This is a genomic window from Cerasicoccus frondis (assembly GCA_031296915.1).
Taxonomy (GTDB): Bacteria; Verrucomicrobiota; Verrucomicrobiia; order Opitutales; family Cerasicoccaceae; genus Cerasicoccus; species Cerasicoccus frondis.
Genome location: JAVDPC010000013.1, coordinates 156,240 through 170,725, shown reverse-complemented (window position 1 = coordinate 170,725; position 14,486 = coordinate 156,240). Strand labels below are relative to the sequence as shown.

Genomic DNA, 14,486 nt, shown 5'->3' with positions numbered 1-14,486 from the left:
CAGATTGGAAGTTCGCGGCGTTGGCATTTCAATCACGGGCTTACAGCCCGCTCAATCAAAGCCGCCTTGCGCTGCATACAATCTCTACCCCACCTGACTCGGCCAATCTAGATGAAAAGTGCTCTAGAATTTCTTACTGATTGCGCCGTAGACGAATCGATTGCGAATCGAATACAACGACGTGTCATAACCATCGGCAAAAGCGCCTGCTGCAAAGGGTGGGCTGGTGTTAAAGATGTTATCTACACCAACCGTTACGCTGGTTCCATCCAAATAGCGATACCCAGTGTTTTTGAAATCATAGGACGCCACGAGGTTGACTGAGACATAGTCATCGACTCGGCGCGGTTGGCCGCCTGCGGTGAAGTTGGGATCGTCGTTGTAGGGGCCAATGTATTGTACGGTGACGCCGACGCTTGCATCGTAGATGTAGGCAAAAACGGTGGCCAGTCCGCGCCATTTGGGAATCGCTCCCGGGCTTAGATTGTTGGAACGCTTGTCAACGTAGTTGCCGGCAAAGGAGAGCTCACCCACGCCAGGAACGACGGCGTCGTAACTGATTACCTGGTTGATGCTCAGGGTGGTGACTACTGTAACAGCTTCGGTCAGCTCACGTTCGTATTCGATGGTGTAATCCATGCCTTGCGTGGTCAGGCTGGAGGCATTGAAGAATTGCGAAGTGACGAGGTAAACCGGTCCGCTCCCATTGTTATAGCGAATCACATCGGGAAACGTGTTTTGGTTGAGTGTAAACTGAGCGCCGTTGGCGATGGCGTTGTCGACATTGACGTAGTAGTAATCGACACGCAAAGTCAGTCCAGGCACGGGCTTGGGCTTCCAGATTCCGCTGGCGTTCCAGCTTTGAGATGTCTCGGGCTCAAGATCGGGGTTGCCGCGGACCAGAGTGGGGATCGGCGTGCCGGGCGGCGTTTGTCCCGTCGGGTCGACCAGAATTGGATAGTCGTAAATGTCGGTTGCGTAAGACTCAAACAGGGTAGGAGCGCGGAAGCCTGTGCTGTAGGCGCCACGTAGGGTAAGGCTTTCAACTGGCTGAATGCTTAAAGCGGCGTCCCAGGAAAAGTTGCTGTAGTCATTGTCTGCTTCCACACGTGAAACTGGGTCAACGCCATGGTCGGTAAAGTCTTCGTACCGGAGCCCGATATTTAAATCCATACGATGGATGCCGAAGATCTTTTGACGGCTCGAAATTAGCGGAATATTGGTTTCGTTATAGATCGCGAAGACTTCACGTTGTCCATCAAATGGGCTGGTAAAGCCGCCTCCTCCCAGATTCTGGCCGGTGGCCCAGATGTCATCTGGATTCACGTCGATGCTTTCGTAGCGAAACTCACCGCCAATTGCACTGGTTAGCTTACCTGCCGGCACGTCAATGATGTCTCCGGACACTTTGGCGTCATAAGAAAACAAGTTCTCGTAATAATCGTTTTCGGCAGTCACGGCGGCAGCTTGCAGAGCGGCGGCGTTATCGAAGGCAACGCCGTTGTTGACGCCAGTCGTTGCCCGGGCGTAGGGATTAAAAAGCCCGCTGTTGATGTAGGGGATAAGCAAGCTTGAGTCTGCAATTCCGCCTACCTTCATATTCATATCGGTTTGTGTGTAGAGTGCGGCGGTGTCCCACTCCCAGCGGTTATCCACCAAGCCACGAGCGCCGCCCACCAGACGGAATGCGTTGCGTTTAAAATCAGTCGTGAGGTTGCCCAGTTCAAAGCTGCGGTAGGATACGCCATCGATGTCTGCCGCAGGCACTGGCGTATGTGGACTGTTGATGATTGCGTCAAAAAGTGGTGAGTTCGGTCCGCCGAAAATGGACCGGTATGCGCCCCACGGCGCTGGAGCCAAGCTGTTGGCTTGGTCGCTAAAGGCGTAGAGCGCATCTCCATAGAGCGTCACTTGGTCGGTGAGGTCATGCTCAATGGCGGCATAGCCATTGGCAATTTCCAAGGCAGGTATATCTGGCGCGTAAGCATTGTAATTAAATGCGTCGGTGTTGTGATTGTAGGCCACATAACTGGCGCCGCTGGTGGGGAAGGGGACGCCAGGGGCCAGTATGCTGGGCTGACTGGAGCCTCCGACTTGGAGATCCGCGCGTCCGGGGAAGGTGCTGCTGCCTCGGTTGGTTCCACCACGGGAGCGGAAGTCGGTCGTCGCGGAGAGTGCGCGGTCGCGCGCCCAGATTACTTGCTGGTCGTAGAAACTGCCAAGGACTGTCAGGTGGGTGTCTTCATCCAATGCGAATCCGGCAGTGAGTGAGTACTGTTGGGTTTGGCCGCCCCCATCGGTGGTGTCGCCATAAAGGGCATCGAGTTTAACGCCTTGAAAACGGCGAATGAGGTCGACATTTATGGCGCCGGCAATCGCGTCTGAGCCATAGGTAGTGCTGGCGCTTTCCGGGAGAATATCAATGCCATGAATGGCCGCCTGGGGGATCAGGTTGAAGTTCGCGAATCCGCCAGGCTCCAGGTAAAAGGCGCTATTCCCGCCCGCGCGTCGACCATTGATGAGATTGAGTGTGCGCAGGGTGCCGACGCCATGAATGTTGGGGGAGGAGGAGCCCGTTCCGCCATTGCTGTCGTTGGAGGTGTTCATTGCCCCATAAATAATGGGCTGGAGCGTGAGCGCCTCAATCGGGCGTTGAACGCCCATCAGCTCCATTTGCTCCGCTGTGATCAGCGTGATGGGCTCTTGGAAAAAGTTTTCATGAGGCACGAACAAAGAACCGGTCATGTAGACGGGCTCCAGTTCCTGGATTGGCGTTTCGGTAGTGGTGGTGGTGTCTTCAGCTAGCAAAGATAGAGGCAAGCAGCTAGTAAAGATCAGTAGTCCACGCACAAATAAATTACAGGCTAGCAGGGAAAGTTTGGAATCCATTAGGGTAACGAGAAAAAGTGGGCGCAATTCCTTGTGTATTGCAGCAGGAATACCATATTTAAGGAAATATGAATGTTGTTGTTGTCGAGGACCAGAGTTTATTCCGCCAGTTAATCGTGAAAATGTGCAGTGAGCGATTTAACGTTGTAGGAGAAGCAGGCACTGGGCAGGAAGCTTTGGATGTGTGTCGTGCTACGCGGCCGGATATCTTATTGCTCGATATCCGAATGCCCGAGCCAGATGGAATTACTGTAGCGGAAACTTTGATCGAAGAACAGTCTTCGTTGCGAATTTTGGCGGTGTCCGCAAAATTGGATAGTGTTACAGTTTTTCGACTCTTGAAATCTGGGGTGCATGGATACGTGAATAAATTCAGTGATGAATTGAATACAGTCATGGATGCAATGGACGCAATCGCCCGCGGGGAACCGTATTTTTCCGAATCATTCGCCCAAGTTAAAGAAGAAATTAGGAAAAATCCCCTAGCTTTCCATAAGATACTTAGTAACAAAGAGTTGGAATTGCTTCCAATGTTGTCAAAAGGTCTGGATGACGGGACGATTGGCCAAATTGTCAACTTGAGTGATAAAACCGTTCGCTGGCATCGGCGCAATATCATGAAAAAGCTGGAATTGCACGCGACTACGGAATTGATGCGTTATGGCATCTCTCAGGGCTTCTGGGATATCGAAACGACGACATAACGCCGTCAGTCATGCTCCCATGAGTTTTGCTTGAGTGTGCTCTCAGCGAAGTTTGGTTGATTATTCTTCCTGCTTAAGAGCACTTTCCTTTAAATTGTACATACTGGCCGCTGTGATTTTGTGCGTCCAGCAAGGCGCAATGAGCGCCACCGGCAGGAGTCTTTAACCGACTACACCCGCTGCTTCCAATTCGATTGGCGTGTCGTCTTCGGAGACGAGGTCATCGCCCTTTTTGTTGAAGCGCATGGAGACGAGTTTTGTCACGCCGCGCTCTTGCATCGTGACGCCATAAATCGCATTGGCCGTGGAAACCGTGCGCTTGTTGTGCGTAACGATGAGGAACTGCGAATACTTCACGAACTCCTGCACCATGTCGGTGAAGCGGCCGATGTTCACGTCGTCCAGCGGCGCGTCGAGCTCGTCGAGCACGGCGAATGGGCTGGGTTTGACCATGTAGATGGCGAACAACAGGCCCACGGCGGTCATCGTGCGCTGACCACCAGAGAGCAGCGATAGGCTGCGCAGCTTGGTGCCTGGAGGGCGCGCGGTGATCTCGATGCCGGAGTCCAGCACGTCTTCGGCTTCCACGAGGGCGAGGTCGGCCTGGCCGCCGTTGAAGAGCTTGGTGAACGTGAAAATGAAGTTCTTGCGGATCTGCTCGAAGGTGTCCTGGAAGAGCTTTTGCGAGGTCTCGTTGATCTCGTCAATCGCCTTGAGTAGCTCTTCCTTGGAGCCCCAGAGGTCGTCGCTTTGCGTCTTGAGGAAGTCGTAGCGCTCGCGCTCGTCTGCGTATTCTTCGATGGCCACTAGGTTGACGGCGCCGAGACTGTTGATACGGCTGCGGAGGTATTTAATCTCCTTGTCGATCTCAGGCCAGTCGGTGTCGTCCATGTTGGCGAGGTCCTCTTCGGTCGGTTCGCCGCGGTCGTTTTTTACCTGTGGGCGCAGCTCGCCGTCGTCGTCTTCATCTAGTTCGTCGAGTTTGACCTTGGTTTCAAATTGTTCGTCGGCCTTCCAGAGCTCTTGTTTCCAATCGATGTCGTCGATTTCACGCTCATACTCGGCCATGATCTTGTCGGACAAGAAACTGGACTGCGAACGCTCTTCGGCGAGTTTGACGTCGTATTGGTTGAGCTGGGTTTCCTGCTCGCGCTGAGTCGAGCGGGCCTGGCCAAGGTGGCTTTCCAACTCGGCGATCTGACGCTCGAGCTCGCCGGACTTCTGACGTAAACCAGCTAAATTCGTCGACGTGGATTCGAGCGTTTTCTCCAGCTCGGCCGCGCGCTCTCGGTTCTCCATGATGTCGGCCTTGAGCGAGGCCAGCTGCTCGGTCAGGTTGTCGATTTCCTGACGGCGGCGGAGGATGCGGGTATTGATTTCGTTACGCTGCGTTTCTGCGTCGCGCAAACCCTGCTCGTAAAGTTCGAGGCGCTGCTTCTTTTCGGCGAGGTCGAGGCGGACTTCGGCCAGGCCATCCTTGTGCGCGTCGCGCTCGTTCATGAGGCGCTTGATGGATTCTTCAGCGGCGGAAATCTCGGCTTTGCCTTCCTCAATCGCCTGCTCAGCGCCAGCCATTTCCTCACGGGCCTTGTTGAGACGATCCTCCGCAGTGAGGCGGCTTTCCTCCAGCTCGGCGAGCTGGCGCTCCTGGCGGGTGACGTTTTGCGAAACCTCCTGCAATGTGCTTTGCACGGAGCGTGCGTCGGCTTTGAGGCTGGAGAGTTCGCTGGCAATTTCGTTCTGGCGACCGCGCTTTTCTTCGACGGTCATTTCCGCCGTTTCCATGTCGGCATTCAACTGCAAGGCGCGCTCGTTGAGCTGCGTGAGGCGCTCGTTGTCGATCTCGATCTGGGCCTTGAACTTGCGGATGTTCTGCTCGCGTTTGAGGAAGCTGTCGTCCTTGCCCTTCTTGTTGTAGCCGCCATAAACGAGACCGCGGTGGTCCACGAGCTCGTTGTTTTTAGTGGCGACAAACAGGAAGTTAAAGCCTGGGTTGCCCTTCCAGTATTCCAGGAAGTCGTCGAGCGTATCGACAAAGAAACAGCCCTGGAAAAAGTCGTGCACGAGGTCCTTGAACTCCTGCTTCTTCGGCTTGATGACCTTCTCGGCGGGGATGATCCAGCTGGGCAGCGACTCGTTTTCGTAGATGTCCGTGCGGATGCCCACCTGCAACACCGCGCGCCCCACGCGCTCGTCTTCGAGCTTGCGGAGGATGGGCAGGGCGAGGTCGTAGTTGTCTAAATAAATCGACTCGGCGGAGCTGGAAAGCAGCGTTTCAAGCGCGGTCGTGTAGGCGTCATCGGCTTCAACGACGGCCGACAGCGGGCGGAACTTATCCTTCGGCGCGAGTTCGCCAAGCTGACCTTGCAGGATCGCCTTCGCGCCAGCTGAGAAGCCTTCGAAGCGTTGTTGCAGGGCCTCCAAAGTGGAGAGCTGGGCTTGGCCGCGGGCGACTTCGCGGTCGCAGTCGGAAATGTCTTTTTGCAGGTTGCGAAACTCCTCGCGCAGGCGTTGAGTCTCGGCGCGGGCAGCTTCGACGGCCTCCGCTGCTTCGGCGGCTTCTTGCTCGCGGCGGGCTTGGGCGGCGGTGACTTCCTCGGCGCGGTGTTCGAGGACTTCCTTCTGGTCCTTCAGCTCGTGCAGTGTGTCACCGAGGCCGGCGTGCTTCACCTGGAAACTCTTCAGGTCGACTTCGAGCGTAGTCGTTTGCTGGCGCAGACGGGTGATCGCGCCTTCGCGGACGAGCAGCTGTTGTTTGGCTTGGCCGAGGGTGCGCTCGTGCCCGTTGAGCTCCATCAGGATGCGTTCGAATTCCTCGTTTTTGCCGCGGAAAATTTCGTCGGATGAGTCCACCAGCGCCTGAGCTTCGGCCTTACTCTTGGCGGCGGTTTGCGCCTTGGTGGAGAGCTCTTCGATCTGGCGTTCGAGGCCGGTGACTTCCTCTTTGAGGTTCTCGATGCGCTCAGCGACGTCGCGCTCACGGATCGTGGCAAACTCGGCCTGGGACTCGGCGTTTTCCTTTTCGCTGCGGAGGTCAAACACGGTCTGTTGCGCCTCCTGGAGGGTGGTGGTCATCTCCTTGCGTTCGCTGCGGCGGCGCTCCAGAGATTGCTCCTCCATTTTCAGCTTTTCCTCGGCCTGCTCGACGATGCCGCGAAGGCCGTTGGCCCGCTCGGAGAGGTCGCTGATGATGGCGCCGCGCTTGGCGTAGTGGTAGGCGTTGTAGGAGAGGTCGAGGTGGGTCAGGCGGTGCTTGAAGCGCTGGTAGCGCAGGGCCTTGGACGCCTGACGCTTGAGGCTGGCGATCTTGCGGCTGACTTCGTCGATGACGTCGGTGACGCGGGCCAAATTCTGGTCGACTAGGGCCAGCTTGTTGAGGCACTCCTTGCGGTCGGCCTTGTACTTGGTGATGCCGGCGGCTTCTTCGAAAATCGTGCGGCGCTCCTGCGGGTTGGACGACAGGATCTGGTCGATCTGGCCCTGCATCATAAACGAGTAGGACGCGCGGCCTACACCGGTGTCCATGAACAAGTTATGAATGTCCTTCAGGCGGCAGCGCTTGCCGTTGAGGAAGTAATCCGAGCCACCTTCGCGGTCGACCTTGCGGGTGATTTCGACCTCGTTGAAATTGGTGCCCAGCTCGGCCTCGCAGTCGCTGAAGGTCAGGGAAACTTCGCAGGATTGCAGGGGCTTGCGCTTGTCCGTGCCCTGGAAAATGACGTCGTGCATCTTTGAGCCACGGAGGGCCTTGGCGCTTTGTTCCCCGAGCACCCAGCGGCAAGCGTCGACGATGTTGCTCTTACCGCATCCATTGGGGCCCACGATACACGTCACGCCTGGATCTAGCCGGACGACAGTCCGGTCTGCAAAGCTCTTGAATCCATTGATGACGATTTCCTTGAGAAACATGGGCGTGGGAAAGTTCGAAAAGTTGGTTGGTTCGAACGGTTCGAAAAGTTGTCGTAGTGCGGCTTAGGTCGTGTGTAAAGCCTGCCAAAATTAGACTGCACGCCCCGAGCGGCAACGTTTATTTATTAACAACGACCGGGGAATAAGTTGGGCGTAAATATTGAAGATTTCTTTATCTGGCTTCCAGATACAGCACAGTGCGCCATTTGGGTTTCTGGTCAGAAAAAACGCCCAATAGCGCTTTGCCCGGACCTTTTATGCGGAGACCCGCCTTAAATTTTGTTTCTTTTTCCTTGGGGCGATGAAAGCGGGAGTAGCCGTTGGAATCGGCATCGTTGCCATTTTCGACGCCGAAAAAGAGAAATTCTTCATCGTAATCAGGGCAGTAAAATTCGCCGATAATCAAATACTCGCCGCCTTGCTCAAACGTCGGTTTCGTGCCGCGCGCCGATTTAATGCGGATGCTGGCGCTGGTGTCGTTGTATTTTTTCGAGGTCTCTCTGACTGAGATTTCGAAGGGATAACGGACAATATCCTGCGGGGTGAATATGGGCAATCCACTCTTTTCAAGCCATGTATTGACGGCTTTTTTGCTTTCTGCCGATAGGCTTGCAAGGGGGAGTTGAAATTCTGCTCCATCCTCCCGGCGGATGGTTATTTTTTCGCCATTGTAGTCGAGAATTTCCGCCGTAATTTCTCGTCCCTGCTGATCTGTCAGCGTGAGTGAGTCGGCAAATAATTGCCCCAAAACACAACCGTGTATGGATAGGAGCAAGAGCACGATTTTGGACAGGCGGGAGAGAGAGTGCATCTGACCAAAGTAAGTTCGAGTAGACGCAATGACAATGTCATTTGACCAGTTGGTATGGAATGTTTCCTACCCCGCCCCGAGCACGTGCAAATTCGCCATCGAAATGCCGCTGAGCATGGAGCCGGTGATGCCGAGGAAACCTTGGTCGGTGCCGCAGAGGAAGACGTTGTCCAAGTGGGTGCGACCGGTTTTGACCTTGTTCGGCGCGCCGTAGACCGCCCCGCTGAGGTGGCCAGTGAACTTCGTGATCGTCAGCGGTGTAAACATGTCCTTCGACTCGGTGTATTGCTCCAGGACTAGGCGGGCTTGCGCCTTGTGGGCGACCATGGGGGGGGTGGTGTGCTCCTTGTCGCGGACGCGAGGCATCGGCAGGAAGTCGAGTGCGCGGCGCTGGAGCGTCTCGTACCACTGGTCTTTGGCTTCCAGATATTCCTCATCGCTGAGGGCGGCCCAGCGGTCGTAGTTGGCCAGGGCGGTGACGCGGAGAAAGCCTTCCTCCAGCTTGCGACCATCGGAATACCGGTAGTTGTTGGGGAAGCAGATGACGCCACTGCGAGCGTCAACCAAGTCCTTGGGGCGGCGATAATCGAAGTGCTCGCTGTCGTTGAAGAAGACGATGGTGTCCTTCCAGCCAATGGAGGCGGGCTCCTTTTTCAGGACGGTGATGGTCTCGACAAAGGACAGGGCGCCGGTGTTGTCACGTCCGGCGTCGCCGGGTTGATCGCTACACAGGCGCAGGGTTTCGGCGTAGCCGATGGAGGAAATGATTTTGTCGGCGGTGATCTCGGAGCCGTCATCGAGGACGACCCGGGAGGCGTGTCCATTTTCGGCAATGATTTCGCGGACGCCGCACTTCATTTTGCGCTCGCCGCCGAGCTCGCGGTATTTGGTCAGCAGGGCGCGGATGATGACGCGCACGCCGTCGAATGGCCGGGCGAAGCCCTCCATGAAGAGCGCTTTGAACAAGATGACGAACTGCGAGAAATCGAGGTCGTTCTCCCGCGCACTGCCGTAGTAGCACACCGGGATCATCAGCATGTTAATGAGCGATTCGTCCGCTAAATGCTCCCGCAGAACGGCGACGGCGGACTCTTCCTGAATGTCCAAGGCGGTCTCGTTGAACGACTTAACGTGCTCGACAAGGCGGCGGAATCCATCGATTTGCTCTGGGAAAACCTGGGCGACCTCGGCTTCGAGCAGGGCAAAGTCGTTGCTGAAGTTGAGCGTGTAGCCGGGGATGACGATTTTGCTGCCGTTTTGCTCGGCCAGGTCGAGCTGGTCGCGGTCGAGGCGAAGTTGGCGGAGGATCTTAACGAGCGGCAGGCGCTTGGCCCCGGGGGGGGCGTAGTTCGTCATGGCGTGAAGGCCCACGTCGTACTTGCGCCCCGCAATGCTGTAAAAGCTGTTCAGCCCGCCAGCGGCGTTGTGCCGCTCAACAATGAGCACACGCTTATCGAACATCGCGAGGCGAATTGCCGCCGCGAGGCCAGACATTCCCGCGCCGATGACCAAGCAGTCAAAGTGCGCGCCGCTAAGCTCACCTTTCATGAACGGGGTTCCCGCAGGGGCGGGGGGGGGGGGGAGGGTAAGCTGCGCGGTTAAGCGCTGGCTTTGGCCTCAAATTTTGGCAGCAAGTAGTTTGCGCAGCTGTCGAGCGATGCGAGCTCGGGATAATCGTCTTCCGGCACTTCGATGCCATGCTGCTTGCGCAGCTCCATCACGATATCGAGGAAATCCATGGAGTCCAGATCGAGCTGGTCGCGGAGGCGCACCTCGGGCTTGATGTCACCAAGATCCTCGTCGGGAGCGATCTCGGCGATGATGTCCAGCACTATCTGCTTTACGTCGTCTTTGGTCATTGGATGGATAAACTAATATATGGAAGCGGTTCAGTCAACGAACCGCTTTACAATCAATGCAGAATTAATTCCGAGCATACCGAAAGAGTTGTTCAGGATGGTGTCAACCCTTTCAACAGATTTTGGTTCGTTGATGACCAAGTTCTCCACGGCGCACTCGGGGTCGAGGTCGGTCACATTGATGGTTGGGTGGACCTGGTTGTCGGTGAAACTGGGAAGATTGCCCGCTAGTTCCAAGGCTCCGGCGGCGCCCATGGCGTGCCCGATGAAGCTCTTGGTGTTGTTGATGTAAGTCGTCGGGCAATTGGCGAAAACTTCGCGCACGGCCTTGATTTCCTGGATGTCGCCCAGGGGGGTGGCGGTGGCGTGAGTGCTGACGATATCGATGTCCTGTGGGGTCATGCCGGCGCGCTTGATCGCGGCGCGCATGCACTGAGCCTGGCGTTCCGGGTTGGGGAGCACGGCGTCGGTCGCGTCGGAGTTGATGTGCCAGCCGACGATTTCGCAAATGATGTTCGCGCCGCGGGCTTGGGCGTCGCTCAGGCGTTCGAGCACGTAAACCGCGCCGCCTTCGGAGACGACGATGCCGTTGCGGCTCTGGTCGAAGGGGCGGGAGGCCATATTCGGATCTTCGTGGTCGCCGAGGGCGCCCTGGCTCTTGAAGCCGGCAAAGATGCCAAAAGTGTGGATGGACTCGCTGACGCCGCCCGCGAGCGCGTAGTCGACTTCGCCGAGGAGGAGCATCTGCGCGCCCTGGATCAGGCCCGCGTTGCCCGCCGCGCAGGCTGCGCCGATGGTGTAATGCGGCCCATGGATGCCCATGTTCATGGTCACCTCGCCCGCCGGGTTGTTGGCCACGGTGCGGGGGTTGTGGTGGTGCGTCCAATACTTGGTGTCGTACTCGAACTGGGAAATGTTGTAGACTTCGTTCTCGGTCTCGACGTTGCCATGCTCGGTCGTGCCGATGTAGACGCCCACGCGGGCCTTGTCGACGCTGTCCCAGTCCAAACCAGAGTTTGTGACTGCTTCGCGGGAGCAATAAATGGCGATCGAGCCAGCGCGGGTGCCATTGCGGACTTCCTTGCGCTTCTGGTATTTCATGGGGTCGTAGTCGCACACGCCCGCGTTGACTTCGCCCATGTAGCGCATGGGGATGCGCTGAACGCGCGCTTTGCCGGCCAACAGATTGGCGCGGTATTCGGGCAGGGTGTTCCCGTTCGGCGAGGTAAGGCCGAGTCCGGTGATGACGATGCGCTGTGCGGGGTCGCGTTCCATGATTTTCAGAAAAGCCACCAAGGCTTACCGCTATGGGGGGCGGCGGAAAGAAAAAAATGGGTTCAGTGATGAGTTTCGAGTCTCGAATTGGGGGAGGGGGCGTGAATTTTTCGCATGTACCAGGATGGGATTCGTGAGGCAGAGGGGGGAGGGGGGCAGGACTGTTTTCAACTACGAATTGCGCGAATGAACGCGAATCAGGTTGATGAGGCAGGTTGGGGCGCGAGGTTTTGAAACTACGGATACTGCGGATGGCCGCGGATACTTCGACAGGCGGGGGGAGGGGGTGGCGCCCAGGCGGAATTCCATTGGCGGAGAACCGTGATGGCTGTCGTACAAAGCGACGTTGGTTGGATTCGCGGCCATTCGCGCGATTTGTCGTTACTAAACTGCGTTGGGAGTGTGGGGGGGTGGTGCTTTTCGGATTCATGCAGGCATTATATCTGAAGGCGCGAAGACCGTAAATGGCTCGGTTGGCTCAGTTGGTTCAGTTGGCTTGATTGGCTCAGTTGGCCACTTTTTTTGAGCGGCGTGCTGATTTTACTATTAGTCAAAGCCACTGAGCAGCTTTCACTGGCTCTCAGTATTAGTGAGTGGCTCTGACTAATAGTAAATTGGGTCCACGATGGGCTGATTTTGACGCTTTACAGAAATTTTTTTTCATTTTTTTGAGTCTGTCGGTGGCGCTTGCATCTGCTCACGGTTGGAGTCCCGCCTTCAGGCGGCCATGCTGCCTCTCCTTGCTGGCCTGGCCGCCTGAAGGGAGGACTCCAACCCAGCACAACGGGCGGAGCTGAGTTGCTTTATCAATGAAGCAGCTTTCCTGATCCTGTGGGTTGCAATCGGGGCGCCGCGGTGTAGCGTCGCAGGGTGGATTTCAAACTCCAGTCCGAGTACGGCCCGCAGGGCGACCAACCGACGGCGATCAACGCGCTGACGCGTTCGCTGCGCGCGGGGAATCAGTTCCAGACTTTGCTGGGCGTGACGGGGTCGGGGAAGACATTCACCATGGCGAATATTGTGCAAGAGCTCCAGCGACCGACGTTGGTCATTTCGCACAACAAGACCTTGGCGGCGCAGCTTTACTCGGAGTTTAAGAGCTTTTTTCCAGACAACGCCGTCGAGTATTTCGTGAGCTATTACGACTACTACCAGCCGGAGGCTTACGTGCCGTCGACGGACACCTACATCGAAAAAGACTCCAGCATCAATGACGAGATCGAGCGCCTGCGCATCGCCGCAACCAGTTCGTTGATCAGCCGTCGGGATGTGCTCGTGGTGGCGAGTGTGAGCTGCATTTACGGCCTGGGTTCGCCGGAAGATTTTCGCGAAATGATGATCCCGCTCCGCGTGGGTGAGGAATACGGTCGCGACAAGTTGCTGGAGCGCTTGGTGGAGAATTTATACGAGCGCAACGATGTGCAGTTGACGCGGGGCAAGTTCCGCGTGCGCGGCGAAGTGGTGGATGTATTTCCGGCCTACATGGAGAGCGCGATTCGCATTGAGTTCTGGGGCGACGAGATCGAGGCCATTACGGGCTTGGACCCGCTGACCGGCGAAATGGGCGAACGCATGCAGCACTTTCAGTTGTATCCGGCGAACCAATACATCACGCCGCGCCGCAAGCTCGAAACGGCGGTGGAGGCGATACGCGCCGAGGCAGATGAACAAGTCGCGAAGTTTGAGCAGGACCGTCGGTTGATCGAAGCGCAACGCATCCGCATGCGCACGGATTACGACTTGGAGCTGCTGCAGGAAATGGGCTTTTGCAATGGCATTGAAAATTACTCGCGCCACCTATCGGGCCGTGTCGAGGGCGAGCGGCCCTGGTGCTTGATCGATTTCTTCCCGAAAGATTTTTTGTTGATTATTGATGAAAGTCATGTGACGGTGCCGCAAATTGGCGCGATGTATCATGGGGACCGTTCGCGCAAATCGCGGCTGGTTGACTTTGGCTTTCGCCTGCCTTCGGCGTTGGACAACCGGCCGCTCAAGCCCGATGAATTCTGGGATGTAGCGGGGCAGTGCCTCTTCGTTTCCGCAACTCCGGCGAACCTGGAGTTGGAGAAGTCCACGGTGATCGCGCATCAGGTCGTGCGGCCAACGGGTTTGCTCGATCCGGAGATGGAGGTGCGGCCAATCAAAGGCCAAGTCGAGGACCTGATTGGCGAAATCAAGAACGCCATTGACGCCGAAGAGCGCGTGCTCGTCACGACGTTGACCAAGCGCATGAGCGAAGACCTGACCAGCTATTTGCGCGAAGCCAATGTGCGCGTGGAGTATTTGCACAGCGACATTGACGCCATTGAGCGCGTGGAGATTTTGCGCAATTTGCGGCGTGGCGAGTTCGATGTATTGGTGGGCGTTAACTTGCTGCGCGAGGGCCTGGATTTGCCGGAGGTTGCGCTGGTGGCGATTTTGGACGCTGACAAGGAAGGCTTTTTGCGTAGCCACACGAGCCTGGTCCAGACCGCCGGTCGCGCCGCGCGACACGAGAAGGGGCGTGTGATCCTTTATGCGGATGTCATGACGGATTCGCTCAAGCGGACGATTGAAGTGACCAAGGATCGCCGCGCGCGCCAGATCGAGCACAATGAAGCGCACGGCATCACGCCGCGCAGCGTGCGACGCGCGGTGCAAGCGAGCCTGCATCAACAGGAGGCGGCGGAAAATCCGGTGGACTTCAAAGCGTCGGGCGGCGACGAAGATGTCGCTGCAGTTCTGGCGGAGTTGGAAGCAGAGATGCTCGAAGCCGCGAGCAACCTGGAGTTCGAACGTGCGGCTGTTTTGCGCGATCAGATTGATGCTTTAAAAAATGGCGCCGCCACCAGTAAGACGGGTCAAGATGAGCCGCGCGCCACGCGTCGCCGCAAGCGCGCCAAGAAGGGCAAAAACATGAAGTGGGGGCGGTAAGCCATGCATGGCTTGCGCTTAGCGAAGTTCGATTTATTAAATTGATGTGGGTTGGAGTTCCGCCTTCAGGCGGCCAGGCTGCCTCACATTACTGACATGGCCGCCTGAAGGCGGGACTCCAACCTT

At 56.8% G+C, this 14,486-nt stretch carries 8 protein-coding genes; 2 read left to right on the top strand and 6 right to left on the bottom strand.

Features of this window, described 5'->3' with window-relative positions:
* Positions 1 to 123: 123 nt before the first annotated feature.
* Complete coding sequence (locus RBB63_RS12040) at positions 124 to 2,820, bottom strand: TonB-dependent receptor domain-containing protein (protein ID WP_309384518.1); 2,697 nt, start codon at positions 2,818 to 2,820, stop codon at positions 124 to 126.
* 137 nt (positions 2,821 to 2,957) lie between these two features.
* Here RBB63_RS12040 and RBB63_RS12035 point away from each other — a divergent pair, with 137 nt between their 5' ends.
* On the top strand, positions 2,958 to 3,593 hold the full coding sequence (locus tag RBB63_RS12035; RefSeq protein ID WP_309384516.1) for a response regulator transcription factor: 636 nt from the start codon (positions 2,958 to 2,960) through the stop codon (positions 3,591 to 3,593).
* Positions 3,594 to 3,755: 162 nt separating this feature from the next.
* On the opposite strand, the gene smc is transcribed toward RBB63_RS12035, so the two are convergent.
* From smc to RBB63_RS12010, 5 genes are all read right to left on the bottom strand, one after another.
* A complete protein-coding gene (smc, locus tag RBB63_RS12030; protein ID WP_309384514.1) occupies positions 3,756 to 7,502 on the bottom strand; it encodes a chromosome segregation protein SMC in 3,747 nt (1,248 codons plus the stop codon).
* 172 nt (positions 7,503 to 7,674) lie between these two features.
* Positions 7,675 to 8,313, bottom strand: a complete 639-nt coding sequence (locus RBB63_RS12025; RefSeq protein WP_309384513.1) for a hypothetical protein — start codon at positions 8,311 to 8,313, stop codon at positions 7,675 to 7,677.
* 66 nt (positions 8,314 to 8,379) lie between these two features.
* Entirely contained in the window at positions 8,380 to 9,861 is a 1,482-nt protein-coding gene (locus RBB63_RS12020) for a phytoene desaturase family protein (RefSeq protein ID WP_309384511.1), read from the bottom strand.
* Positions 9,862 to 9,911: 50 nt separating this feature from the next.
* Positions 9,912 to 10,172: an acyl carrier protein gene (locus RBB63_RS12015; protein ID WP_309384509.1), complete on the bottom strand. Its 261-nt coding sequence runs from the start codon at positions 10,170 to 10,172 to the stop codon at positions 9,912 to 9,914.
* A 30-nt stretch (positions 10,173 to 10,202) separates the two neighbouring features.
* On the bottom strand, positions 10,203 to 11,447 hold the full coding sequence (locus RBB63_RS12010; protein WP_309384507.1) for a beta-ketoacyl-[acyl-carrier-protein] synthase family protein: 1,245 nt from the start codon (positions 11,445 to 11,447) through the stop codon (positions 10,203 to 10,205).
* Between the two features lie 870 nt (positions 11,448 to 12,317).
* On the opposite strand from RBB63_RS12010, the gene uvrB reads away from it, so the two are divergent.
* The gene (gene uvrB / locus RBB63_RS12005) at positions 12,318 to 14,360 is read left to right on the top strand and encodes an excinuclease ABC subunit UvrB (protein WP_309384505.1); all 2,043 of its coding nucleotides are present in this window, start codon (positions 12,318 to 12,320) and stop codon (positions 14,358 to 14,360) included.
* Positions 14,361 to 14,486: the final 126 nt, after the last annotated feature.